This window comes from Streptomyces fulvoviolaceus (genome assembly GCF_000718165.1).
GTDB lineage: Bacteria > Actinomycetota > Actinomycetes > Streptomycetales > Streptomycetaceae > Streptomyces > Streptomyces fulvoviolaceus.
Genome location: NZ_JOEY01000055.1, coordinates 1 through 23,854, shown reverse-complemented (window position 1 = coordinate 23,854; position 23,854 = coordinate 1). Strand labels below are relative to the sequence as shown.

Sequence of the window (23,854 nt, the reverse complement as noted above, 5' to 3'; positions counted from 1 at the left end):
AGGACTTGCGACACACGCAGCCTGGATAGCGGACGAGGTCCAGATGGACCCTCCGCCACAGGCGCACACAGGTGTCGGTCACGATGCGGAGTACACCACGGCCGGGCAGGCCGGTCAACTCGCTGTCACTATGTGGACGCACAGTGACAGCGAGCGCACAGATCATCGGGAGGCGGCCCCCGCTCCCGCCTCTGCCTCCGCCTTGGCCGGCGGGCCGCCCAGCACCGACTCGGCCGCCGAGTACAGGTCGGCCGGGCGCACCCCGCTCAGCGCCGTCACCAGGTGACCGTCGGGCCGTACCAGAAGGACCGTGTGCGGGGCCGCGCCCGGGTACTCCTCGGCGACCAGCAGCTCGGCGGGGTGCGGCAGCGCGGTCACCGCGGCCGCCAGCCGGGGCATGATCCCGGCGGTCACCCAGTGCTTGCGCTCCCACACGCCCGTGCCCGGCGCGACCAGGACGACGAGCAGCGCGCCGCGTCCGAGGCGCTCCCGCAGCCATACGAACGAGCCGTCCTCCGCCGTGACCCGCACATCGGCGACCGAGGTCCCGGGCGGGGTGTCGACGGGGGCCTCTCCCTCGAGGTGCCGGGGTGCGAGCGGCGAGTCGGCGTACGCCCCCGGCGCACCGAGCGGCCCGCGCCCCAAGTGACCGTCCGTGAGCAGTGCGTCGTGGCCGCGGGCCGAGCCGGGGACGACCGCGCGCAGGCCCGCGCCGCCGCGCAGCAGCGGCAGCGCCTGGTCGGCGGCGCGCAGCCGCCCGGCGACGACCGCGCGCCGCTCCGCCTGATAGCTGTCGAGCAGCGCCTCGTGCGGACCGTGGTGCCAGGCCAGCGCCAGCTTCCAGGCGAGGTTGTCGGCGTCCCGGAGCCCCTCGTCGAGCCCCTGGGTGCCGAGCGCGCCGAGCAGGTGCGCCGCGTCCCCGGCGAGGAAGACCCGACCGGCACGCCAGCGGCGGGCCAGCCGATGGTGCACCGTGTGGACTCCGGTGTCGAGGAGTTCGTACGGCGGTGTCGGGCCGCCGCTCCAGCCGGCGAGGGTCTCCCGGACGCGGGCCACCAGCAGCTCGGGCGTGACCAGGTCCTTGCCCGGGGGCAGCAGCCAGTCGAGGCGCCACACGCCGTCCGGCAGGGGGCGGCCGGTGATCTCGCCGGCCGATGGTCCGGACGTCCGCCACGGCGGCATCCGATGGAGCAACGCCTCGCCCTCCCACGGAAGTTCCGCGCGCAGGGCGGCGACGGCGTGGCGTTCCACCGCCGTGCGGCCCGGGAAGCGGATGTCCTGGAGTTTGCGCACCGTCGAGCGTGGGCCGTCGCAGCCGACCAGGTAACTGCCGCGCCACCACGTGCCCTTGGGGCCGCGGGTGTGGGCGGTGACGCCGGCGGGCTCCTGCTCGACGGTGTCCAGGCGGCTGTCCGGGGCGATCTTGACGAGCCGCTCCTCGGTGAGGGCGGCGCGCAGGGCGCCGGTCAGTACGTGCTGGGCGAGGTGAAGGGGGGCGGGGCCGGTGTCGGGGGCGTCGAACGTGACCTCACGCATCACCTGCTTGCGGCGCAACGACCGCCATCCGGCCCAGCGGACACCCAGCTCGGCGAGCGGCATCCCGGTCAGCCGACCTACGAGAGCGGCGGTGTCCTCGCGCAGCACCACGGTGCGGGCGAGGCGCGCATCGTCCTTGCCCGGCCCCTCGTCGAGGACCACGGACGGCACGTCCTGACGCGCCAGCGCGAGGGCGAGCGTGAGCCCGACGGGCCCCGCTCCGACGATGATCACCGGGTCCACGGCGCGGCGCCCCCTGCCCGCGGAGGCGTCCCGAGGGACGTGGGTGAACAGGAGATTGGAGCAGGGTGCACGATCACAGAACGTATGCAACCCATTGCCGGTGCTTGCGTCAAGTGACGGAGGCAGTGGCGATCATGCCACTGCCTCCGTGCCGTTCAAGCCACTTGACTGTGCATCAGATCATCGGGGTGGCTTGTCGGTGAAGGTGAAGCCGCTCGGGCCGCCGCCCTCGCCACCCGTCCCGAAGGTGCCGCCCACCGCCGCCGGGTTGAGCTCCTCCATGTCCTCGGCACTGAGGACCGCGCCCGTGCTCTTCTTGCTGCGCCGCAGCCTGCCCTCCAGCCAGCTCGCGAAGCTGGTGAGGATGAAGTTGAGCACGATGTAGATGATCGCCACCACGATGAAGCTGGGGATGACGTTGGCGTAGTTGGCCGCCAGTGTGCTGCGCGAGTTGAGCAGCTCGGTGAAGTTCAGCATCACGCCGCCCAGGGCGGTGTCCTTCACGATGACGACGAGCTGGCTGACGATGGCCGGCAGCATCGCGGTGACCGCCTGCGGAAGCAGGATGCTGGACATCGTCTGGCCCTTGCGCAGGCCGACCGCGTAGGCCGCCTCCGTCTGCCCCCTGGGCAGGGCCAGGATGCCCGCCTTCACGACCTCGGCCAGCACCGAGGCGTTGTAGAGCACCAGGCCGGTGACGACGGCGTACAGGGGTCGCTGCTCGCTGGAGATGTCCGAGGAGCGGACGTAGAACTCGTTGGCGAACAGCATCAGCAGCAGCACCGGGATCGACCGGAAGAACTCGACCACCGTGCCGGCCACGCCCCGCACCCAGCGGTGGTCCGAGAGGCGCGCGATGCCGAAGACGGCGCCCAGCGGAAGGGCGATCACCATGGCGATCGCCGCGGCCTTCAGTGTGTCGCCGAGGCCCGGCAGCAGATAGGTCGTCCAGGCCTGCTCGGTGGTGAACGGCTCCCACAGGGCCCACTTCAGCTGGCCCTTGTCGTCCATGGTCCGCCAGATCCACCACAGGAAGAGGGCGAGCAGGACGAAGAAGACCACCGAGAGGAGGACGTTGCGCCGTTTGGCGCGGGGGCCCGGAGTGTCGTAGAGAACGGAGCTCATCGCTTCACCGCCAGTCGCTTGCTCAGCCAGCCGAGGATGAGGCCGGTGGGCAGGGTCAGTACCACGAATCCGAAGGCGAAGACCGCGCCGATGAGCAGTGTCTGGGCTTCGTTCTCGATCATTGTCTTCATCAGGGTGGCGGCCTCGGCCACGCCGATCGCCGCCGCCACGGTCGTGTTCTTGGTCAGGGCGATCAGTACGTTGGCCAGCGGGCCGATGACCGAACGGAAGGCCTGTGGCAGGACGATGAGCCGCAGGGTCTGGCTGAAGTTCAGCCCGATGGCGCGGGCCGCCTCGGCCTGTCCGAGCGGCACCGTGTTGATGCCGGAACGGATCGCCTCGCAGACGAAGGCCGCGGTGTAGCCGACCAGGCCGAGAATCGCGAGGCGGAAGCCCTGGAGGTCGAAGTCGTCGGGCGCGCCCATCGTCATGCCGAAGATGTCGGCGAGGCCGAGCGAGCTGAAGACGATGATGACGGTCAGAGGGATGTTCCGGACGATGTTCACGTAGGCCGCTCCGAACCCGCGCATGAGCGGGACCGGGCTGACCCGCATCGCGGCCAGGAGGGTGCCCCAGACCAGGGAGCCGACGCCGGAGAAGACGGTGAGCTTCACCGTCATCCAGAAGGCACCCAACAGGCTTGGGTCGTCATAGTCTGAAAGAAAGTCGAACACGATCTCCCGCGCTTCCGGGTGGGTGGCGTACGTGGATAGCGCGACGCGCCGCCGCCACGATCGCTGTGGGCGACGGCACGCCGGTGGATCACTGCGCTACTTGACGATGACGCCGATCTTCGGGGCGGGCTCGTTCTTGTAGTCCGCCGGACCGAAGTTCGCGTCGACCGCCTTCTGCCAGGCACCGTCGCTGACCATCTTCTCGAGGGCGTCGTTGATCTTGTTCACGGTCGCCGTGTCGCCCTTCTTCACGCCGACGCCGTAGTTCTCGTTGCTCAGCTTGAGGCCGGCGAGCTTGAACTGACCCTTGTACTTGTCCTGCGCGGCGAAGCCCGCGAGGATCGAGTCGTCCGTGGTCAGCGCGTCGACGGCACCGCTCTGCAGGGCGGCGACGCACTCCGAGTAGCCGCTCAGTTCCTTCAGCTGGGCCTTCGGGGCGATGTCGTTCTTGACGTTCTGCGCCGAGGTGGAGCCGGTCACGGAACACAGCTTCTTGCCGTTGAGGTCCGTGGCCTTGGTGATGTCGGAGTCCGACTTGACCAGCAGGTCCTGGTGGGCCAGCAGGTAGGGTCCGGCGAAGTCGACCTTCGCCTTGCGCTCGTCGTTGATCGAGTAGGTGGCCGCGATGAACTTCACGTCGCCGCGGGCGAGCGCGTTCTCACGGTCGGCGCTCTTGGTCTCGACCCACTCGATCTGGTTGGCGTCGTAGCCGAGCTGCTTGGCCACGTATGTCGCCACGTCCACGTCGAAGCCGGAGAAGGAACCGTCGGGCTCCTTCAGGCCGAGACCGGGCTGGTCGTACTTGATGCCGATCTTGATCTTGCTGCCGCCGCTGGCGCCCGAGTCGGAGTCGTTGCCGTCGTCGCCGCCGCACGCGGTCGCGGACAGGGCGAGCGCGAGGACAGCGGCCGAGGCGGCGGTGACCTTGCGGAGCTTCATGGTGAACATCCTTTGTGTGGTGAAGAGATGCGAGCCGTCAAAGCGGGGTGACGCAGGGCGTCGGGTGCGCGAGGTGGGCCGTCAGTGGTGCAGGATCTTCGACAGGAAGTCCTTGGCACGGTCGCTGCGCGGGTTGCTGAAGAACTGTTCGGGCGCAGCCTCCTCGACGATCCGGCCGTCCGCCATGAACACCACGCGGTTTGCGGCCGATCGTGCGAAACCCATCTCATGGGTGACGACGATCATGGTCATGCCGTCGCGGGCGAGCTGCTGCATGACCTCCAGCACCTCGTTGATCATCTCCGGGTCGAGTGCCGACGTGGGCTCGTCGAACAGCATGACCTTGGGGTCCATGGCCAGCGCCCGTGCGATGGCGACACGCTGCTGCTGTCCGCCGGACAGCTGCGCGGGGTACTTGTCCGCCTGGGTGGCGACGCCGACCCGGTCGAGCAGAGCGCGTGCGTTCTCCTCGGCCTTCTTCTTGTCGATCTTGCGGACCTTGATCTGGCCCAGCATCACGTTCTCGAGCACGGTCTTGTGCGCGAACAGGTTGAAGGACTGGAACACCATGCCGACGTCGGCGCGCAGCCGGGCGAGTTCCTTGCCCTCCTGGGGCAGCGGCTTGCCGTCGATGGAGATCGCGCCGTCGTCGATCGTCTCCAGGCGGTTGATGGCGCGGCACAGGGTGGACTTTCCGGACCCGGAGGGTCCGATGACCACGACGACCTCGCCGCGGGCGATCGTCAGATCGATGTCCTGGAGCACGTGCAACGCGCCGAAGTGCTTGTTGACGCTCTTCAGGACGACCAGCTCGCCGGTTGGGACCACATCTTCCTTGGTCACCGATACTTCGGTCATCGCTCTCTGGCTCCGTCCTCGTCGGTTGCGAGGACCTTAGTAACCCCATGCGACCAGCGTCATTACATCTGAGGGGAATCTGAGCATCACGATCCGATAGCAATCGGACACGTGTCGTAGCAGTTGTCACCAGCGCGCGTATCGGCCGGATAACGGTAGCCTCGCGCAACCGGAACCCTCTTGACGCCGTCCTCTTCCATCAGCGTGACTTCAACTCGTGCACGCGCGCGCGTGCACGCGATTTGTTTACACATCCTGATCGTACGTCCGATGAACCGAAGGGGGCCCGGATGAGACTTCTCCTCGTCGAGGACGACAACCATGTGGCCGCCGCCCTGTCCGCGGTCCTCGCCCGGCACGGTTTCGACGTCACGCACGCCCGCAGCGGCGAGGAGGCCCTCCAGGCGCTCGTCCCCGAGGGCGACGGCTTCGGGGTGGTGCTCCTCGACCTCGGCCTGCCCGACCAGGACGGCTACGAGGTCTGCGGCAAGATCCGCAAGCGCACCAGCACCCCGGTCATCATGGTCACCGCACGCGCCGACGTCCGCTCGCGCATCCACGGCCTCAACCTCGGCGCCGACGACTACGTCGTGAAGCCGTACGACACCGGTGAGCTCCTCGCCCGCATCCACGCCGTCAGCCGGCGCACCGCCCACGAGGACGTCCCGGGTGGCGGCGACACCGCGCTGCTCCTCGGCCCCGTGCGCATCGAGCTGCCCACCCGTCAGGTCAGCGTGGACGGTGCGGTCGTCCAGCTGACCCGCAAGGAGTTCGACCTCCTCGCCCTGCTGGCCCAGCGTCCCGGTGTGGTCTTCCGCCGGGAGCAGATCATCAGCGAGGTGTGGCGGACCAGTTGGGAGGGGACCGGGCGGACCCTGGAGGTGCACGTCGCGTCCCTGCGCGCCAAGCTGCGCATGCCGGCGCTCATCGAGACCGTACGAGGCGTGGGCTACCGGCTCGTCGCCCCGGCCGCCTAGCGGGGCCGGGTGCGCACACGTCTGCTCCCGCTGCTCATCGTCCTGATGGCGGCCGTCCTGCTCGCGTTGGGCATCCCGCTGGCCGTCGGCGTGGCCTCGGCCCAGCAGCAGAAGGTGGTCGTCGACCGGATCGACGACACGGCGCACTTCGCGGCTCTCGCCCAGTTCGTCACCGACGACTCGTCGAACAACGAGCGCCTGGCGACGCTGGAGAGCGAACTCGCCAGCTACTACAAGGTCTACGGCATTCGTGTGGGTGTCTTCTACGGCAGTGATATCCACATGGCCAAGGCACCGCGCTCCTTCTTCCTCCCCCAGAAGGGGGAGGTGCGTGACGCGTTCGACGAGGCGCTGCTCAGCCGTCGCAGTCAGGACCCGAAGCAGGTGTGGCCCTGGCAGCGCAACCGCCTGGTCGTCGCCTCACCGGTGATCCGGGACGGTGACGTGGTCGCGGTCGTCGTCACCGACTCGCCCACGGGACAGATGCGTTCGCGGATCCTGCACGGCTGGCTGGTCATCGCCGCGGGCGAACTGGCCGCCATGCTGCTGGCCGTCGGCGCCGCGCTGCGGCTGACCGGCTGGGTGCTCAGGCCCGTACGCGTCCTCGACGCCACCACCCACTCGATCGCGAGCGGAGCCCTCAAGTCCCGGGTCGCGGCCGCCGGCGGGCCGCCGGAACTCCAGCGCCTGGCCCGGTCGTTCAACGAGATGGCGGACAACGTCGAAGACGTCCTGGAGCAGCAGCGCGCCTTCGTCGCCGACGCCTCGCACCAGCTGCGCAACCCGCTCGCGGCGCTGCTGCTGCGGATCGAACTGCTCGGCTTCGAACTCCCGGAGGGAAACAAGGAGATCGCCTCGGTGCAGACCGAGGGCAAACGCCTGGCCCAGGTCCTCGACGACCTGCTCGACCTAGCCCTGGCCGAGCACACCGAGGCCGACCTGAGGATCACCGACATCGGCGCGCTGACCGCCGAGCGCGTCGCGGCCTGGACGCCGACCGCCGAGGCCAAGGGGGTACGGCTGGTGGGCGACTGCCCGCCCACCACCGCCTGGGCCGACCCGGTCACCCTGTCCAGCGCGCTGGACGCGGTGATCGACAACGCGGTGAAGTTCACGCCGAGGGACGAGACCGTCGAGGTCACGGTCGCCCCCGACGGCGCCACCTCGACCGTCGTGGTCACCGACCGGGGTCCCGGCCTGACCGACGAGGAACTCGCCCGCATCGGCGACCGCTTCTGGCGCAGCGGCCGCCACCAGAACATCAAGGGCTCCGGCCTCGGCCTGTCCATCTCGCGGACCCTCCTCGCGGCGGGCGGTGGGTCGATCTCGTACGGCCATCACGAACCGCACGGGTTGAAGGTGACGGTGACCGTGCCCCGTAGCCGGTCTACGGTCTGACCTGTCCTTCGGCCTGACCTGTCCTTCGGCTTGCCCGGTCTTTCGCCTTGCCCGTCCTACGGCTTGACCGAGCGGTAGTAGCGCCGGGCGCCGGCGTGCAGGGTCAGGGGGTCGGTGTAGATCGCGGTGCGCAGGTCGACCAGCTGGGCGGAGTGGACGTGGCGGCCGATGCCGTCCCGGCTCTTGATCACGGTGCGGGTGATCCACTCCGTGAGCCGGGGGTCCATGTCCTCGCGCGTCACCAGGAGGTTGGACACGGCCATCGTCGGGACGGTCTTCCCGTTCTGGACGGTCGGGTAGGCCGACGCCGGCATGTTGGTGGCGCGGTAGTAGCCGGTGGCGGCGCCCTCCGCGTGCAGCTTGGCGACGAGGCTCGCCGGGATCGGGACGAACCGGAAGCCGGAGCTCTCCGCGAGCTGCTTCAGTCCGTCCGTCGGCACTCCGCCCGACCAGAAGAACGCGTCGAGGCCGTGCCCCAGCAGTTTGGGTCCGGTGTCGATGCCCTCGGCCCGGGGCGTGATGTCCTTGTCCGGGTCGATGCCCTCCGCCGTGAGCACCCGGTCGGCGATCAGCCGCACTCCCGAGTTGGGCAGCCCGATGGAGACCCGCTTGCCCTTCAGGTCCTTGACGGACTCGATGTCCGAGTCCGTCGGGACGACGAGCTGCACATAGTCGTCGTAGAGGCGGGCGACACCGCGCAGCTGCCCGGCGCCGGGGCCGTCGTCGTGCTGGTACGTCTCCACCGCGTCCGCCGCGGCGATCGTGAAGTCGGCCTCCCCGGTCGCCACGCCCGCGACGTTCGCCTGCGACCCGGCACTGGTCTGCAGCTTCACCTTCAGGTCCGGCATGTCCTTCGCGAGCTCGTTGCGCAGGAGCTCGCCGTACTTCTGGTAGACGCCGGCACGCGTTCCCGTGCTGAACGTGATCGACCCGCTCGGTGGCTCCTCGCCCAGGGGCAGCAGCCACCACAGCAGCAGCCCGAAGACGACGAAGCCGGCGGCCGCGCCCTGCAGGGCCCGGCGCCTGCCGATACGGGGGAACAGCATGGACATGCGCGTGATCCTGCCAGGCGGGACGCGGTGCTGACCAGGGCCGGGGTCACAGGGTGGGGTGTCAGTGGCCGTCGCTAGGGTCGGATCCATGAGCTCTTCGCCCGCCGACCTCGTCCGTGCCTTCCATCTCGCTGTCGGGCTGGACGCCCGCAGCACGCCCACCGAGGTCTCCCCGGAACTCGCCGCCCAGCGGGGGAAGTTGCTCGCGGAGGAGGCCGCGGAGGTCGCCGAGGTCTCCGTCGGCGGCCCCCTCGACCAACTCGCACACGAACTGGCCGATGTCGTGTACGTGGCGTACGGCACGGCCCTCGTCCACGGCATCGACCTCGACGCGGTGATCGCCGAGATCCACCGCTCCAACATGACCAAGCTGGGCCCCGACGGCCGGGTCGCCCGCCGCGAGGACGGCAAGGTCCTCAAGGGGGAGCACTACGAGGCGCCGGACGTGTCGGGGGTACTGCGGCGGCAGGGGTGGAGCCCGTACGGGGAGTGAGGGGTGACGAGTGGGCCACCCGGCCTCTGCCCACCCACCACCCGACTCGGTAGGTCGAGAGGTGGGCGGCTCGGTGGGGCGGACTTTTCAGCGCCGGTCAGTGCACTTCAGCCCGTCCGGCGTTTGAGGACGAGGCAGTTCAGGCCGACAGCGGGGTCTGGGGCGCAGCCCCCAGGGGCGGCGGGGGCGAGGAGAAGCCGGTGGCTCAGTCGCCGCCCACCGGCACCCTCGGCTCCGCCGTCCGTGCGGGAGCGCGGCGGGCCGCCCACCTGGACGCCAGCGGTTCCGTGTAGCGGGCGGTGAGGGGGCCGAGGACGACCAGGATGAGGACGTAGGCCGTGGCCAGGGGGCCGAGGGAGGGCTCGATGCCGGCGCTCACCGCCAGACCGGCGATGACGATCGAGAACTCGCCGCGGGCCACCAGCGCGCCGCCCGCGCGCCAGCGGCCCTTGACGGAGACGCCGGCCCGCTGTGCCGCCCAGTACCCCGTGGCGATCTTCGTCCCGGCGGTGACGACGGCCAGGGCGAGGGCGGGGAGGAGGACCGGCGGGATGCTCGCCGGGTCGGTGTGCAGGCCGAAGAAGACGAAGAAGACCGCCGCGAACAGGTCCCGCAGCGGGCTCAGGAGCGTGTGGGCCCCCTCCGCCACCTCTCCGGACAGCGCGATGCCCACCAGGAACGCGCCCACCGCCGCCGACACCTGGAGCTGCTGTGCCACGCCCGCGACCAGGATCGTCAGGCCCAGGACGACGAGGAGCAGCTTCTCGGGGTCGTCGCTCGACACGAACCGGGAGATCACCCGGCCGTAGCGCACCGCCACGAACAGCACCAGTCCCGCCGCCCCCAGCGCGATCGCCAGCGTCACGCTCCCGGCCAGCAGCCCGGCCCCGGCGACCAGCGCGGTGACGATGGGCAGGTACACCGCCATCGCCAGGTCCTCCAGGACGAGCACGCTGAGGATCACCGGGGTCTCCCGGTTGCCGACCCGGCCGAGGTCGCCGAGGACCTTCGCGATGACGCCGGACGACGAGATCCAGGTGACGCCGGCCAGGACCACCGCGGCCACCGGGCCCCAGCCCAGCAGCAGCGCGGCCGCCGCACCCGGCACGGCGTTCAGCGCGCAGTCGACCAGCCCGGACGGGTAGTGGGCCTTGAGGTTGGTGACCAGATCGCCGGCCGAGTACTCCAGGCCGAGCATCAACAGCAGCAGGATGACGCCGATCTCGGCACCCGTCGCGACGAACTCCCCGCTCGCGCCGAGCGGCAGCAACCCGCCCTCGCCGAAGGCCAGACCGGCCAGCAGGTACAGCGGGATGGGCGACAGCCGGAACCGGGCGGCGAACCGCCCGAGCAGGCCGAGGCCGAGGATGATGGAACCGAACTCGATCAACAGGACCGCGGAGTGCACCGGTTCACTCCCGTCCGAGTATCGACGCGGCCGCGTCGACGCCCTCACGGGTGCCGACGACGATGAGCGTGTCACCGCCCGCCAGCCGGAAGTCCGGCGTCGGCGACGGAATCGCCTCGGCCCGCCGCAGCACGGCCACCACTGACGCGCCCGTCTCCGTCCGCATCCGGGTGTCGCCCAGCACCCGCCCGTTCCAGCGCGAGGCCGCGGCCACCTCGATGCGCTCGGCGACCAGCCCCAGGTCCGTGGTGTACAGCAGGCTCGGGCTGTGGTGGGACGGCTTCAGCGCGTCGATCAGGGTGCCCGCCTCGGAGCCGGTCAGGCGCAGCGACTGGGCGCAGGAGTCGGGGTCGTCGGCCTGGTACACGCTGACCGTCCGGGCGCCGTCGCGGTGCGCCACCACGGACAGATGGCGGTCCTCCCGGGTCACGAGGTCGTACTGGACCCCGATGCCGGGCAGCGGCGTCGCCCTCAGGCGTGGAGCAGACACGTTTCTTCCCCTTGTTCGTGTGGTGATGGGTTCGCGTGGTGATGGCTCGTGGTGATGGCTCGTGGTGATCGTGCCATCGGCCCGTACGGTGGCGACATGGGTGTCGTGACGGATATACGGAGCCGGAGGCGGGCGGCGAAGGTGGTATCGACGCGTACGCACACACCGACGCATACGCACACGAGGACCGACAGGAGCGCAGACAGAATCATGTCGCTGTTCTGGCGGATCTTCTCGCTCAACGCCGTCGGCCTGGTCGTCGCCGCCGCGCTGCTGCTGGGCCCGGTCACCGTGTCGACCCCCGTCCTGCCGGCCGAGGCGCTGGTCGTCGTCGTGGGCCTCGCGCTACTGCTCGCCGCCAACGCCGTGGTCCTGCGGATCGGGCTCGCCCCGCTGCAGCGGCTGGGCCGGGACATGGCCACCGCGGATCTGCTGCGTCCCGGAGCGCGTACCCCCGTCGCCGGCCCCACGGAGACCGCCGAGCTGATCACGACGTACAACACGATGCTCGACCGGCTGGAGGCCGAGCGCGCCGCCGGCGCGGCCCGCGCCCTCTCCGCGCAGGAGCGCGAACGCCGGCGCATCGCGCGCGAACTCCACGACGAGGTCGGCCAGACCCTGACCGCCGTGCTGCTCCAGCTCAAGCGGGTCGCCGACCGGGCGCCGGAGGAGCTGCGCGAGGAGGTGGGCCAGGCGCAGGAGGCCACCCGCGCGGGCCTCGACGAGATCCGCCGTATCGCCCGCCGCCTGCGCCCCGGCGTCCTGGAGGAGCTCGGGCTGCCCAGCGCGCTGCGGTCCCTCGCGGCCGAGTTCAGCACGCACGGACTGACCGTGCGGCACGACGTCCGCGGCGGGCTGCCGCCCCTGACCGAGGAGTCGGAACTCGTGGTCTACCGGGTGGCCCAGGAGGGCCTCACCAACACCGCACGGCATGCCGGCGCGGACCGGGCGGAGGTCCGGCTGAGGCTGGTCGGCGACGGCGTCGAACTCCTCGTACGCGACAACGGCAAGGGGCTCGGCGGGGCCCCGGAGGGAGCCGGGACGCAGGGCATGCACGAAAGGGCGCTGCTGGTCGGAGGGGTGCTCTCGGTGGGGCCAGGGCCCGACCGGGGTACGGACATACGCCTGCGCATACCGGTCTCGGCAGGAGCCCGCTGATGCCGGATCCGGCCCGCGTCCTGCTCGCCGACGACCACACACTCGTACGGCGCGGAGTCCGCCTCATCCTGGAGGGCGAGCCGGACCTCACGGTCGTGGCCGAGGCCGGCGACGGTGCGGAGGCGGTCGAGCTGGCACGCGCGTGTGAGGTGGATCTGGCGGTCCTGGACATCGCCATGCCCCGTATGACCGGCCTCCAGGCGGCCCGCGAGCTCTCCCGCCGGCTGCCCGGTCTGCGCATCCTGATCCTGACGATGTACGACAACGAGCAGTACTTCTTCGAGGCCCTCAAGGCCGGGGCCAGCGGCTACGTCCTCAAGTCCGTCGCCGACCGCGACCTCGTCGAGGCCTGCCGGGCGGCGATGCGCGACGAGCCGTTCGTCTACCCGGGCGCGGAACGGGCCCTCGTCCGCTCCTACCTCGACCGCCTCCACCGCGGCGACGGCCTGCCCGCGCGGGCCGTCACCGAGCGCGAGGAGGAGATCCTCAAGCTCGTCGCCGAGGGCCACACCTCGAAGGAGATCGCCGAGCTCCTCTTCATCAGCGCCAAGACGGTCGAGCGCCATCGCGCGAACCTGCTGCACAAACTGGGCATGCGGGACCGCCTGGAACTGACCCGGTACGCGATCCGGGCGGGATTGATCGACCCGTAGGTCTCCGAAGTCCCTTGCGGTCAGGCCGCGTTGCGCCACACCTTCACGTCCAGGTCGGCATACGTCGTCCCGGACGAGCCCCGATACGTCACGAGCCCCACGTGTCCCGTCCCGCTGATGACACACATCTGCTGACCGACGGTCAGGTCCTTGACCCAGACGTAGGTCTTGTAGCCGGTCGCCGCCTTGCACGCGTCGAGGCTCCCCTGCCGGCCCGCCGGCAGCAGGGCGAGGGAGCTGCCGGATTCGGTGCCGGGGGCGAGGACCGCGCCCGAGTCGTAGACGGCGTACGTCAGATCCTCGTCGGAGGTCCCGGTGTCGGCCTTGGCCCGCACCGGGGTGTCCGCCAGATACAGGTCGTGGCTCTTGGTCATCCGGATTCCGGCGTAGGTCACCGGGACCGGGGCCGTCGGGGACGCGGGCGCGCTGGACGCGGCGGTCGGGGGTGCCGAGGTCGCGGTCGGTGTGGAGGCCGCCGGAGCCGAAGGGCTGGGCGGCACGGCGGACTTGGTGGGCTTCGCCTTCTTCGAGGCGCTGGCGGACGTCGACGGCGACGCCTCGGCGGTCGTGGCCGTGGCCTTGGCCGACTGCGACGCCGCCACGTCCTGAGTCCGCCCGTCGCTGTCCCCCGGGGCGAGCAGCAGCGCGGTGCCCGCCCCACCGGCGACGAGTACGACGGCGGCCGCCGACAGTATCCAGGGCCGGGCCCGGCGGCTCTTGCCGTCCGTGTCCACTGAGGACGTCTGGACGGCGGCGGGCCGCTGCGGCTGTGGCCAGGGCGGGGAACCGTACGCACCCGGTGTGGCCCCGTGCCCCATCACGAACGGTCCGGGCAGCGCGGCATGGGACGGCGGGGTGGGGGAGTGGGCCGGGGCGGGGCCGAAGCCGCCGGAGGCCTGCGGGCCCGTGGGGGTCCCCGCCCGGGCCTGATCGGCGCCCTCGGTCCTGGCCGCGATGCCCGCGGCCAGTTCGCCCGGCAGCCATGCCCCGGAGTTGAACCGTGCGGTGTCACCGCGATGTGCCTGGATCGTCTGGACGGAGCGTATGACCTCCTCGACGGAGGGCCGTTCGGCGGCGGGCTTGCGCAGACAGTGAGCCGCCAAGTCCCGTATCTCTTCCGGCACTCGGCCGAGGTCGGGCTCCTCGTGGACGACCCGGTAGAGCACCGCGTGAGAGTCGCCGCTCCCGAAGGCGGCGTCGCCCGTTGCCGCGAACACGGCGATCTGCCCCAGGGCGAACACGTCGGCCGAGGCGGCGGCCTCCCCGCCGAGTGCCTGCTCCGGCGCCATGTAGGCGACCGTGCCGATGGCCATGCCGCTCTGCGTCACCGACGTGGTGTCGGCGGCGCGTGCGACACCGAAGTCGATGACGCGCGGGCCGTCGGCGGCGAGCAGGACGTTCGACGGTTTGAGGTCGCGGTGCACGATGCCCTCGCGGTGCACCGCCTGCAGTGCCTCCGCGACGCCGGCGATCAGCCGCAGCACGGTGTCGACGGGCAGCGGTCCGTGGTCGCGCACGGCTTCGGAGAGGGACGGTCCCGGCACATAGGCCGTCGCGCACCACGGCACGGATCCCTCGGTGTCGCTGTCCACCACGGGTGCCGTGTAGAGCCCGTGCACCCGGCTCGCCGCGGCGACCTCGGCCCGGAACCGCTTGCGGAACTCGGCGCTCTCGGCCAGCTCCGGGCGGATCACCTTGACCGCGACGGCCCGTCCGCCCGGCGTGTGCGAGAGATAGACGCGCCCCATCCCACCGGACCCGAGCCGCGCCACCAGCCGATACCCGCCGACGACCTGCGGATCCCCCTCCTCCAGCGCCTCAAAACTCCCCGCACCGGGCCCACCGTTGCTCAACACGCCCTACTCCACCCCGCGATCGGCTCTGTGGTGGCTCATTGCATCACGAGCCCCACGTGTCCCGCCGGGCCGGTGGAGCAGAGGACACCGCCCAGCCGTGACTCCTTCACGAACCACGGAGGCCACGGCGCCGCCGCCGTACCGCATAACCCACCGTGAGACCGAGCGCGCCGAGGGCCAGGGCCACGCCCAGCGCCCGCTCGAGGTCGGCCGGTCCCGTGCTGCCGCCGGCGCCGCCCTGGACGCCGAGTGTCGGAAGCGGTGTGGCCGCCGTCAGGCCGGTGGTTCCTCTGCGGGGCAGGACCTCACAGGCGATGCCGTCGTCGGGTCCCTGGTCCTCGTCGAGCCGGTTGGGGTCGCTGATGTCGCGGTCGTACACCGCCTGCGCGTCTTCCTAATGGACGAAGTCGCGGCAGTCCAGGTCGGTTTGAGCGTGTGCGACGCCCGTCAGCGGTCCGGTGGCCATGACGAGCGCCGCTGTGCCGACGAGCGTGGTGCGTATCCCCATGCGTGCTGACCTTTCGGGAGGGGCGGCCGGTATGGCCGCCACCGCGACCCCAGGGACGCCCCTCTCGTCCCTGCCCGCGCTGCTGGGCCGAATGGACGCGCTGCTCTCAGAGCAGCGCGTCCCAGTCCTCGTCGAAGTCGGGCGCGTTCAGGAACACCAGTTCCGAAGCGTCGGCCGTGTGGTCCCCGGGGCCGGGCAGGGGCTGTTCGGTCCAGATGCACTTGCCCGCCGGGGTGTAGCGGGCGCCCCAGCGGCCGGAGAGTGCCGTGATCAGCTGGAGGCCGCGGCCTCCCTCGTCGGTTTCCGTCGCGCGGCGGATGCGGGGCATCGTCTGGCTGCCGTCGTAGACCTCGCAGATCAACTCGGCGCCGTGCAGCAGACGGAGGCGGACAGGGCCCCTGGCATGGCGTACGACGTTGCCGACGAGCTCGCTGACCAGGAGCTCCGCGGTGGGGGTCAGGTCGTCCAGGCCCCAGGCGGCCAGTTGCTCACGGACATGACGGCGGGCCTGGCCCGCGGCTTTCGGGTCCTCGGGCAGCGGCCAGGAGGCCATCCGGTCGGCGGGCAGCGAGTGCAGACGGGCGACGAGGAAGGCCGCGTCGTCGGCCGCCTGCTGCTCGGTGGGCAGCAGCCCGGCCGTCAGCCTGTCGCACAGGCGTTCAAGGTCTACGGCGGTCCCGTCCTCGTGCGCCGTGCTCAGGAGCCGGGCCAGCTCCGCCATGCCCTCGTCGATCTCCCGCTTCGACGACTCGACCAGGCCGTCGGTGTACAGCACGAGCAGACTGCCCTCGGGCACCTCCAGCTCGACCGTCTCGAACGGCGGCTCCGCCGCGCCCAGGGGCGGATCCGCGTCCGGCTCCGGGAAGTGCACGGTGCCGTCGGGGTGGACCAGGGCGGGCGGTGGATGTCCGGCCCGGGCGAGGGAACAGACCCGGGTGGTGGAGTCGTAGAGGGCGTACAGGCAGGTGGCGTACGACGCCTCGCCCATGCCGACGACGATGTCGTTGAGGTGGCCCATGATCTCGCCGGGCGGTAGCTCGAGGTCGGCCAGGGTGTGCACGGCGGTGCGCAGCCGGCCCATGGTGGCCGCCTCCGGCAGACCGTGGCCCATGACGTCACCGACGACGAGGGCGACCTGCCCGCTGGACAACGGGATGATGTCGTACCAGTCGCCGCCCACGTCCGCGCCCTGCCCGGCCGGGAGATAGCGCGCGGCGGCCGTGCACGCGGGCAGGTCGGGCAGGTCCCGGGGAAGCAGGCTGCGCTGGAGTTCGCGGGAACGGGTGTGCTCGGCGTCGTAGAGCCGGGCCCGTTCCAGGGACTGTGCCACCAGGGCGCTGATCGTGGTCAGCAGCGCGCGTTCCTCGTCGGTGAGGCGGCGCGGGCGGTCGAAGGAGATCACGCACACCCCGAACGTGTGTCCGGATGCGGTCAGCGGCAGGAAGGCCCACGCCTGCTTGTCGCCGTCGAGCAGGCCGGCCAGCTCGGGCCAGCGCGCGGCGAACTCCTGCGGGGAGGACAGGAACAGGGGCGTGTCGGCCTGGATCGCCTCCCAGGCCGGGTTGTGCGGCGTCCACGCGTGACGGTCGACGCCTTCGAGGAAGTCGTCCGGGTAGCCGACGGCTCCGACGTGGTGGAGGCGGTCGCCCTCGATGGCCTGCACCAGGAGGCCGGCCGCGGCGAACGGCGGCAGCACCCGTCGGGCGACCGCGTCCACCACGTCCCGCGAGGTCGTCGCCTTGGCGAGCGCCGTGGTCAGTTCCGCGATCCGGGCCGCGCGCTGGGACGCGGCGCGCTCGGCCGCCTGGCGCTCCTCCGCGAGGCGCCGCTTCTCGGTGACGTCGGTCAGGTAGAGGGTGTGGCCGTCGGGCCCCGGGACCAGCCGCAGGTGGTAGCGGCGCCCGGAGTCCGGCATGTGCACGTCGAAGCCGGCGGACCTCGCCTCGGCCGCGGCGTTGCGGCAGCGGCTCTCCAGTCCGGGGACCTGCCGTGCGGAGGGCAGCTCCCACAGGATGCGCCCGAACAGCTCCTCCTCGGAGAAGCCCAGCGTGCGTTCCGCTTCCAGGTTGGCGAAGGTGATGCGCCACTCGTAGTCCACGGCCAGGAAACCGTCGCTCATGTGGCGCAGGGCCCGGCTGAGCGCGTCACGGGCGGAACGGGACTCGTTGCTCTCCCATCCCACGCCGATCATCCTGAGGGGTTCGCCGTGCTCGTCGTACGTCGCCCTGCCGCGGGCCAGCGTCCAGCCGTACGTGCCGTCCAGGCGCCGTACGCGGTACTCGGCCTCGTAGACGCCGTGGTCGCGGATCGCCTGTCCCGCCGCGTCCAGGGTCGGGGCCAGGTCGTCGGGGTGGACGATCCTCATCCAGTTCTCGATCTTGCCGGTGTAGTCCTCCGGCCTGGTGCCGTAGAGCTCCAGGGCGGCCTCGTCCCAGATCAGGTCGCCGGTCTGGATGTTCCAGTCCCACGAGCCGACGCTGACCTCCTTCAGGGCCTGCCGCAGACGGTCACGGTCACCGCTCGGCTCCGTCTGGGAGGGACCGGACGGCGGCGGTGCCTGGGCCATGCGCTCCTCGGTCCAGGTGACGACGGCTCGCAGGAAGCCCCACTGCTCCGGGGTGGGCTCACCGTGCTCGCCCGCCAGGACGGTCAGCGCGCCGATGCTGCGCTTCCCGCCGAACACCGGCAGGGCGGCGAGACCCGTGCCGGGCCATGCCGCATCGGCGTCGGACCCGGGGGAACCCAGGGGTGTCCATACGCCACTGCCCCGATGGAGGGCGCGGGCCGGGGCCAGTGGTCCCTCCTGGTCGACGATCTCCCAGGAGCGGGTGAGGGCGGTCGGGAGTCCGACGGACGAGACCAGGCGCAACGCGGACATCGGGCCACGCAGGTGCATGGCTGCGCCGAATGCGCCCAGCTCTCCCACCGCGTGCTGGAGTGCCAGCCGGAAGATCTCGCTCTCCGTGGCACCGGGGGCTACCGAGCTGAGGAGGGCGAGCCGTGCGTTCATGCAGGGAACCTATCGTCCACGTTTTCGTCCGAAACCTGTTTCACGGATTCTCACCAGCGGCTTCCCGTCACTCACATGCGTCAACGGATCGGAAAACAGGGCGAGTTGTTGAAATTTTGTCCGTGTACCGTGCCGTCGCACGGGCAGGCTTTCGATCATGAGGAGCGGCATGGACATCGGTGTCTTCATCCCCATCGGCAACAACGGCTGGCTGATATCGAAGAGCTCTCCGCAGTACATGCCGACCTTCGAGCTGAACAAGGCCGTCGTGCAGAAGGCCGAGGAGCACGGACTCGACTTCGCCCTGTCGATGATCAAGCTCAAGGGCTTCGGCGGCGAGACGGAGTTCTGGGACCACTGCCTGGAGTCGTTCACGCTGATGGCCGGCCTGGCCGCCGTGACGGAGCGGATCAAGCTGTACGCCTCCACCCCGATCCTCGCCCTGCCGCCCGCGATCGTCGCGCGCATGGCGGTCACGGTCGACTCCATCGCCCCCGGCCGGTTCGGCGTCAACATCGTCACCGGCTGGGCGCCCGGCGAGTACGCGCAGATGGGCGTGTGGCCCGGGGACGCGCACTTCGGCAACCGCTACGCGCGTGCCGTCGAGTACGTCACCGTGATGAAGGAGCTGTGGAGCGAGGGCGTCAGCGACTTCAAGGGCGAGTTCTACGAGATGGACGACTGCGTGCTGTCCCCGCGGCCGGCGAACGGACACATCGACATCGTCGCCGCCGGGCAGAGCAGCACCGGAATGCGGTTCGCCGCCGAGCACGCCGACTACAACTTCATCCTGGGCAGTGGCGTGAACACCCCGCTGGCCTTCGCGGACACCACGGCCACGCTGGTGGACGCGGCCCGGGAGACCGGCCGTGACGTGGGTGCCCTGTCCCTCTTCATGGTCATCGCGGACGAGACCGACGAGGCCGCCCGCGCGAAGTGGCAGGACTACCACGACAACGCCGACCTCTCGGCGCTGGCGTACATGGCGGGGGAGTCGGCCACGGACACGACCGCCGACGACTCCTCCACCGCTCGCACCATCGTGCTGCCCGAGGGCGCCGTGAACTTCAACATGGGCACGCTCGTCGGCTCCTACGAGACCGTCGCGAGGATGCTCGACGAGATCGCCGGTGTTCCCGGCACGAAGGGGATCATGCTGGTCTTCGACGACTTCCTGGAAGGACTCGACGCCTTCGGCACGCGGATCCAGCCGCTGATGAGGTCCCGGTCGGGACGGTCGGCAGCGGCCGGATCCGCGGCGGGCTAGGCGGCGGTGCCGCCCGTGTAGTCGCCGGCGAAGGTGGTCTCGATGGTCGTGGCCACGGACTGGGCCACCCCGGTGCCCGTGAGAACGATGCCCAACTCCCGGTTGTTGGAGAGGGAGTTGCTGCTGATGTTCATGGAACCCGCCTCCACCTCCTGGGTGGACAGGCCGTAGTCGGCGACCATGGCCTTGGCGTGGATGTAGAAGCCGTCGGGGTCGGAGTATCCGACGACGGTCCCGCCGGCCGCCTCGATCTCGGACACCTCGTCGGCGTAGCCGGAGGGGCTCTCCAGGACCACCCGTACGGTCACGCCCGCCTTCGCTCTCGCCGCGATGGCGTCGACCACCGCGCTGTCGCTGAACTCCAGCTCCTCGACGTCGAGTGTCTTGGTGGCGCTGTTGATCACGGACAGCAGGCGGTCGCGGGAGTCGGTCGGGGACCAGAGGAGGTGGTCGCCGTCGGTGGGCGTGATCGAGGTGCCGGCGTAGTCGGCGTCGAACACCTTCTCGATCGAGGCGACATCGCGGCTGTCGTCGTCGAACACGCCGTAGTCACGGCCGGTCGCGTAGTACTGGGAGGTCAGGTTGCCGGTGAGGATCAGCGACTTGGTGCCGTCCACCGTGATGGTCTTCTGGTGCGTGTAGACGAAGGCGGACGACGACCACACCACTCCCACGCCCGCGCCCGTCAGGGCGCTGTAGGCCGAGCCGTTGGCGGACTGGTGCTGGCGGTCCAGGACCACCCGCACGGTGACGCCCTTGTTCTCCAGGGCTATGAGGTCGTCGACGGCCGTGGTGTCCTCCAGCTCGTACATCGTCATGTCGAGGGACGTGGTGGCCGAGTTGATGAAGTCGTAGACGGCGGGCTGACCGCCGCTCCGGGAGAAGGCGAAGGCGGAGTAGCTCGCGGCGTTCGCGGGGGCGGCGGCGGTGAGCACGGCGGCGCCGGCCGCCAGCGTGACACCGGCACGACGGAGGGGGTTCCACAACATGCGTGACTCCTGGTCGAGTTGACGCCCACCTGGGGGGATGGTAGGCGTGTGCATGACATCACGCGGGTCGTGGGAGGCGGTTCATGCGCTCCCCGCGAGTGCGCAAAATCTTCGTAGCCGGCCGGTCGCGGCCCCGCTCGGGCGTCGCGGGCGTCGGAGCGCGGCGAGGCGTTCCGGGGCGTGGCACACCCCCGCGGGCGGTGCCCGGGGGACACTGGGGAGATGGAGCACACGCAGCAGACCGGCGGCAGGGGTGACAGCAGTGAGCTGGGCAGCTTCCTGCGGGCCCGCCGCACCCGGGTGACGCCCGCCGACGTCGGCCTGCCCGTCGGCACCGGAGTGCGCCGTACGCCAGGGTTGCGCCGTGAGGAGATCGCCACCCTGGCCGGGGTGAGCATCGACTACTACACCCGGCTCGAACGCGGCAAGGAGCGCCGACCCAGTGCACCCGTCGTCGAGGCGCTCGCCTCCGCGTTGCGTCTGGACGAGGCGGAGCGCGAGTATCTGCGCGGCCTGGCCATCCTCGCGGCCCGAGGCACCGGCACCGGCGGCGCGGCCGGGGAGCCGGGTCCCGCCGGTCGGCGTCCGGCCGTGGACCCGGGCGTCGCACTGCTCCTCCAGTCTCTGCGCCCCAACCCCGCCCACGTCGTCAGCCGTACCTACGAGCTGCTCGCCGCCACCCCCGCCGGCCTGCGCCTCCTGCCCGGCATGGCCGACACCCCTCCCGCGCAGCGCAACGTCGTACGGTGGCTGGCCCTGCACCCCGCCGCCCGCGCCCTGTACCGGGACGACTGGGAGAACCAGATCCGTGGCTGCGTCGCCCGGCTGCGCGCGCTGGCCGGCACCGACCCCGACGCCCCGGGCCTCACCCCGCTCATCGACGAACTGCGCGACAGGAGCCCGGACTTCGCCCGGCTGTGGGAGCAGTACGACATCCAGGGCCACACCACCGGCGACAAGACCTTCCACCACCCGGAGTTCGGCGTCTTCACGCTCGGCTTCCAGGCCCTGGACCTCGACGGCACCGGCGGCCACCGGGTGATCTTCTACTACGCGGAACCGGGCGCCCTCGCGTACGACGTGCTGGTGCTCCTCGACATGGACCGGCCGCAGCCGACGGCACGGGCCCAGCTGCCGGTGGCCGACCAGAGCGCCTAGCAGCGGTCAGGGGCTCGTCACTCGGCCGTGTCGCGCCGGGACAGTCGTACCTCTTCGATGTCGAGCCGTCGCTGGACCTGGCGCAGGACGGTGTCGTCGATCCGGTGCTCGTCGCGGAGACGGAGGACCGTGGCGCGTTTGTGGGTGAGCAGGGCGAGGCGCAGGGCGGTGTAGTGCCGGTCGTGGCGGAGGACGGCCGCCTCGTCGGAGGCATCGGCCTCGCCGGCGCGGACCACGAGGAGGTGGGTCTCGTACTCCTGCCGCAGGCGCTCGGTGACCTCAGGGTCGGTCTTGAGGTCGTCGGCGAGTTCGGGGAGCGCCTTGAGGGCCTCCTCGGTGGCGGAGGTCTCGGCGAGGAAGCGCTCCTCCTCGACCGAGGTGTCGTGCGGCAGGCGGGCCCAGCGCACCACCCCGGGCAGGAGCAGGCCCTGCACCACCAGCGTGATGACGATGACGCCGGACGTGACGAAGATGATCGTGTCGCGGTCGGGGAAGGGCGCGCCCGAGTCGAGGGCGGTCGGCACCGACAGGGCCACGGCGAGTGAGACAGCGCCCCGGAAGCCGCACAGCGCACTGACCACGCGGTGGCGGTAGTTCATGCGGCGCAGGCGTTGCTGCGGGCGGCGGTCGAGGAGCCGGATCAGGTACGGCACGGTGAAGAGGAAGGCGAAGCGGGCCGCGACGACCACCCCGGAGACGGCGGCCACGGCGATCAGGGCGTGGGTGAGGTCCGTACCGGACAGGCTGCGTCCGGCGGCCTGCGCCTGGAGGCCGACGAGGACGAACAGGGCGCCGTTGAGGACGAAGGTGGCCAGCGACCAGACCGCCTCCGCCTGGCGGCGGGTGGCGGCCTGCACCAGGCGGGGCCCCGCCTGGCTCATGATCAGGCCCGCCACGACCACTGCCAGCACGCCCGAGGCTTCGATCAGTTCGGCCAGGAGATAGGCGGTGAAGGGGGTGAGGAGGGTGGCGATGTTGCCCAGGAGCGGGTCGTCGAAGACGCGGCGGACCTTGATGCCGACCCAGGCCGTCAGCGCTCCGGCCGCCGCCCCGCCGCCGTAGGCGAGGAGGAACAGGCCGCCGACGTGGGGGACGCTCAGGTGCTCCTCGCCGACCGTGATCCCCACGGCCAGCCCGAACACCACCAGCGCCGTACCGTCGTTGACGAGGCTCTCGGCGCGCAGCAGGGTCACGTTGCGGCGCGGCAACGCCTTAGCCAGCACCCCGACCGCCGTCGCGTCGGTGGGTGCGACGGCCGCGCCCAGGACCCACGCGGGGCCCCAGCCCAGGCCCAGCGCGTGTGCCACGGTCGCGACCGCGCCGGCCGTGGCGATGACCAGCGTGGTGCTCAGCAGCACGATGCCGCGCAGGTTCTGGCGGATCTCCCGCAGGGACGTGGTCAGGCTCTCCCAGTACAGGAGCACGGGGAGGAACAGCAGCAGGACCGCTTCCGGCGGCAGGTGGACCTCGCGCAGTGCGGGGACGAAGCCGAGCAGCGCGCCGATGACCAGCAGGACGACGGGCGGGGCGATGCGGAAGCGGTCGCCCACGGCGTTGCCCAGGAGCACCGCCAGGCCGAGGACGACGACGAGTTCGAGTCCGAGCAAGGGGTTCTCCTGGGCGACTGAGGGGGCGTGGGCAGCGGGGCGTGGGCAGAGAAGGCGTAGGTAGGGGAGCACGCGGGTCGCGTGGTGGTCGGGTCCGACGCGGTCGGCGTACTCCGCCCGGTTCAGGCGAGGGGCGAAGGGGCGATGACGAAGACATCACGAAGAAGCTGAGCAGCGCGGCCGCCGGCCTGCGGCGGGCGCGCCCCGCCGGAACCGGCGCACATCCGGTCGGACGCGAGCGCACGAACCAGCCTGCCGCGCCGGCGCACCGCGTGGCAGACCGTGCTGTGCCGGGGCGCCGTGTTCCGGGGCGTGACAGGGCCCCCCACGCCCCTACCGCCCAGGTCACCGGCGCTCGCACACTCGAAGACATGACACGTGAGCAGCAGAGCGGGGGTACCGAGCTGGGGCGTTTCCTGCGCGCCCGCCGGGCCCGGATCACCCCCGCCGAGGCC

Annotated in this window: 21 protein-coding genes; 8 read left to right on the top strand and 13 right to left on the bottom strand. The window is 71.1% G+C overall.

Going from position 1 to position 23,854, the window contains the following annotated elements; translation table 11 throughout:
- Positions 1–162: 162 nt before the first annotated feature.
- From IG08_RS0143075 to IG08_RS0143055, 5 genes are all read right to left on the bottom strand, one after another.
- Positions 163–1,779 carry an FAD-dependent monooxygenase gene (locus IG08_RS0143075; protein WP_030616619.1) on the bottom strand — a complete coding sequence of 539 codons (1,617 nt, stop codon included), beginning with the start codon at positions 1,777–1,779 and terminating at the stop codon, positions 163–165.
- 180 nt (positions 1,780–1,959) lie between these two features.
- Positions 1,960–2,904, bottom strand: coding sequence for an amino acid ABC transporter permease (locus tag IG08_RS0143070; RefSeq protein ID WP_030616616.1), 945 nt, complete (start codon positions 2,902–2,904; stop codon positions 1,960–1,962).
- Positions 2,901–3,578: an amino acid ABC transporter permease gene (locus IG08_RS0143065; protein WP_030616613.1), complete on the bottom strand. Its 678-nt coding sequence runs from the start codon at positions 3,576–3,578 to the stop codon at positions 2,901–2,903. Before IG08_RS0143065 ends, IG08_RS0143070 begins: the two co-directional genes overlap by 4 nt.
- Positions 3,579–3,674: 96 nt before the next feature.
- Positions 3,675–4,517, bottom strand: a complete 843-nt coding sequence (locus tag IG08_RS0143060; RefSeq protein ID WP_030616611.1) for a glutamate ABC transporter substrate-binding protein — start codon at positions 4,515–4,517, stop codon at positions 3,675–3,677.
- Between the two features lie 81 nt (positions 4,518–4,598).
- The gene (locus IG08_RS0143055) at positions 4,599–5,375 is read right to left on the bottom strand and encodes an amino acid ABC transporter ATP-binding protein (RefSeq protein ID WP_030616608.1); all 777 of its coding nucleotides are present in this window, start codon (positions 5,373–5,375) and stop codon (positions 4,599–4,601) included.
- 290 nt (positions 5,376–5,665) lie between these two features.
- On the opposite strand from IG08_RS0143055, the gene IG08_RS0143050 reads away from it, so the two are divergent.
- A complete protein-coding gene (locus IG08_RS0143050; RefSeq protein WP_030616604.1) occupies positions 5,666–6,352 on the top strand; it encodes a response regulator transcription factor in 687 nt (228 codons plus the stop codon).
- A 9-nt stretch (positions 6,353–6,361) separates the two neighbouring features.
- Positions 6,362–7,750 carry a sensor histidine kinase gene (locus tag IG08_RS0143045; RefSeq protein ID WP_030616601.1) on the top strand — a complete coding sequence of 463 codons (1,389 nt, stop codon included), beginning with the start codon at positions 6,362–6,364 and terminating at the stop codon, positions 7,748–7,750.
- Between the two features lie 56 nt (positions 7,751–7,806).
- Here IG08_RS0143045 and IG08_RS0143040 read toward each other — a convergent pair whose 3' ends face one another.
- A complete protein-coding gene (locus IG08_RS0143040) occupies positions 7,807–8,802 on the bottom strand; it encodes a TAXI family TRAP transporter solute-binding subunit (protein ID WP_030616598.1) in 996 nt (331 codons plus the stop codon).
- 88 nt (positions 8,803–8,890) lie between these two features.
- On the opposite strand from IG08_RS0143040, the gene IG08_RS0143035 reads away from it, so the two are divergent.
- The gene (locus IG08_RS0143035) at positions 8,891–9,295 is read left to right on the top strand and encodes a pyrophosphohydrolase domain-containing protein (RefSeq protein ID WP_030616595.1); all 405 of its coding nucleotides are present in this window, start codon (positions 8,891–8,893) and stop codon (positions 9,293–9,295) included.
- 205 nt (positions 9,296–9,500) lie between these two features.
- Here the strand turns inward: IG08_RS0143035 and IG08_RS0143030 are convergent, their stop codons facing one another.
- Positions 9,501–10,703, bottom strand: a complete 1,203-nt coding sequence (locus IG08_RS0143030) for a cation:proton antiporter (RefSeq protein WP_030616592.1) — start codon at positions 10,701–10,703, stop codon at positions 9,501–9,503.
- Between the two features lie 4 nt (positions 10,704–10,707).
- Positions 10,708–11,193, bottom strand: a complete 486-nt coding sequence (locus IG08_RS0143025; RefSeq protein WP_030616590.1) for a cation:proton antiporter regulatory subunit — start codon at positions 11,191–11,193, stop codon at positions 10,708–10,710.
- Between the two features lie 210 nt (positions 11,194–11,403).
- On the opposite strand from IG08_RS0143025, the gene IG08_RS0143020 reads away from it, so the two are divergent.
- Positions 11,404–12,351: a sensor histidine kinase gene (locus tag IG08_RS0143020; protein ID WP_030616587.1), complete on the top strand. Its 948-nt coding sequence runs from the start codon at positions 11,404–11,406 to the stop codon at positions 12,349–12,351.
- Complete coding sequence (locus IG08_RS0143015; protein WP_030616585.1) at positions 12,351–13,004, top strand: response regulator; 654 nt, start codon at positions 12,351–12,353, stop codon at positions 13,002–13,004. Before IG08_RS0143020 ends, IG08_RS0143015 begins: the two co-directional genes overlap by 1 nt.
- 20 nt (positions 13,005–13,024) lie before the next feature.
- Here the strand turns inward: IG08_RS0143015 and IG08_RS0143010 are convergent, their stop codons facing one another.
- The 3 genes from IG08_RS0143010 to IG08_RS0143000 form a co-directional block, all read right to left on the bottom strand.
- Positions 13,025–14,860: a serine/threonine protein kinase gene (locus IG08_RS0143010; RefSeq protein WP_043456599.1), complete on the bottom strand. Its 1,836-nt coding sequence runs from the start codon at positions 14,858–14,860 to the stop codon at positions 13,025–13,027.
- A gap of 106 nt (positions 14,861–14,966) precedes the next feature.
- Positions 14,967–15,239, bottom strand: a complete 273-nt coding sequence (locus tag IG08_RS54960) for a hypothetical protein (RefSeq protein ID WP_338060183.1) — start codon at positions 15,237–15,239, stop codon at positions 14,967–14,969.
- Positions 15,240–15,474: 235 nt separating this feature from the next.
- Positions 15,475–18,378, bottom strand: coding sequence for a SpoIIE family protein phosphatase (locus IG08_RS0143000; protein WP_030616579.1), 2,904 nt, complete (start codon positions 18,376–18,378; stop codon positions 15,475–15,477).
- A 169-nt stretch (positions 18,379–18,547) separates the two neighbouring features.
- Here IG08_RS0143000 and rutA point away from each other — a divergent pair, with 169 nt between their 5' ends.
- Positions 18,548–19,645, top strand: a complete 1,098-nt coding sequence (gene rutA / locus IG08_RS0142995) for a pyrimidine utilization protein A (protein ID WP_030616576.1) — start codon at positions 18,548–18,550, stop codon at positions 19,643–19,645.
- Here the strand turns inward: rutA and IG08_RS0142990 are convergent.
- Positions 19,642–20,634 carry a phospholipase D-like domain-containing protein gene (locus IG08_RS0142990; protein WP_030616573.1) on the bottom strand — a complete coding sequence of 331 codons (993 nt, stop codon included), beginning with the start codon at positions 20,632–20,634 and terminating at the stop codon, positions 19,642–19,644. The two genes, rutA and IG08_RS0142990, sit on opposite strands and share 4 nt — an antisense overlap.
- A 222-nt stretch (positions 20,635–20,856) precedes the next feature.
- On the opposite strand from IG08_RS0142990, the gene IG08_RS0142985 reads away from it, so the two are divergent.
- Positions 20,857–21,792, top strand: coding sequence for a helix-turn-helix transcriptional regulator (locus tag IG08_RS0142985; protein WP_030616571.1), 936 nt, complete (start codon positions 20,857–20,859; stop codon positions 21,790–21,792).
- Positions 21,793–21,809: 17 nt separating this feature from the next.
- Here the strand turns inward: IG08_RS0142985 and IG08_RS0142980 are convergent, their stop codons facing one another.
- A complete protein-coding gene (locus tag IG08_RS0142980; protein ID WP_030616568.1) occupies positions 21,810–23,399 on the bottom strand; it encodes a Na+/H+ antiporter in 1,590 nt (529 codons plus the stop codon).
- Positions 23,400–23,671: 272 nt separating this feature from the next.
- On the opposite strand from IG08_RS0142980, the gene IG08_RS61820 reads away from it, so the two are divergent.
- On the top strand, positions 23,672–23,854 hold a 183-nt coding region (locus IG08_RS61820; RefSeq protein WP_234343118.1), incomplete at its 3' end, for a hypothetical protein.

Coding starts and splice junctions, on each gene's coding strand:
- IG08_RS0143040 (WP_030616598.1), bottom strand. CDS start 8,802: ATGTCCATGCTGTTCCCCCGTATCGGCAGGCGCCGGGCCCTGCAGGGC.
- rutA (WP_030616576.1), top strand. CDS start 18,548: ATGGACATCGGTGTCTTCATCCCCATCGGCAACAACGGCTGGCTGATA.
- IG08_RS0142990 (WP_030616573.1), bottom strand. CDS start 20,634: ATGTTGTGGAACCCCCTCCGTCGTGCCGGTGTCACGCTGGCGGCCGGC.
- IG08_RS0143000 (WP_030616579.1), bottom strand. CDS start 18,378: ATGAACGCACGGCTCGCCCTCCTCAGCTCGGTAGCCCCCGGTGCCACG.
- IG08_RS0142985 (WP_030616571.1), top strand. CDS start 20,857: ATGGAGCACACGCAGCAGACCGGCGGCAGGGGTGACAGCAGTGAGCTG.
- IG08_RS0143015 (WP_030616585.1), top strand. CDS start 12,351: ATGCCGGATCCGGCCCGCGTCCTGCTCGCCGACGACCACACACTCGTA.
- IG08_RS0143050 (WP_030616604.1), top strand. CDS start 5,666: ATGAGACTTCTCCTCGTCGAGGACGACAACCATGTGGCCGCCGCCCTG.
- IG08_RS0143035 (WP_030616595.1), top strand. CDS start 8,891: ATGAGCTCTTCGCCCGCCGACCTCGTCCGTGCCTTCCATCTCGCTGTC.
- IG08_RS0143070 (WP_030616616.1), bottom strand. CDS start 2,904: ATGAGCTCCGTTCTCTACGACACTCCGGGCCCCCGCGCCAAACGGCGC.
- IG08_RS0143055 (WP_030616608.1), bottom strand. CDS start 5,375: ATGACCGAAGTATCGGTGACCAAGGAAGATGTGGTCCCAACCGGCGAG.
- IG08_RS0143060 (WP_030616611.1), bottom strand. CDS start 4,517: ATGAAGCTCCGCAAGGTCACCGCCGCCTCGGCCGCTGTCCTCGCGCTC.
- IG08_RS0143020 (WP_030616587.1), top strand. CDS start 11,404: ATGTCGCTGTTCTGGCGGATCTTCTCGCTCAACGCCGTCGGCCTGGTC.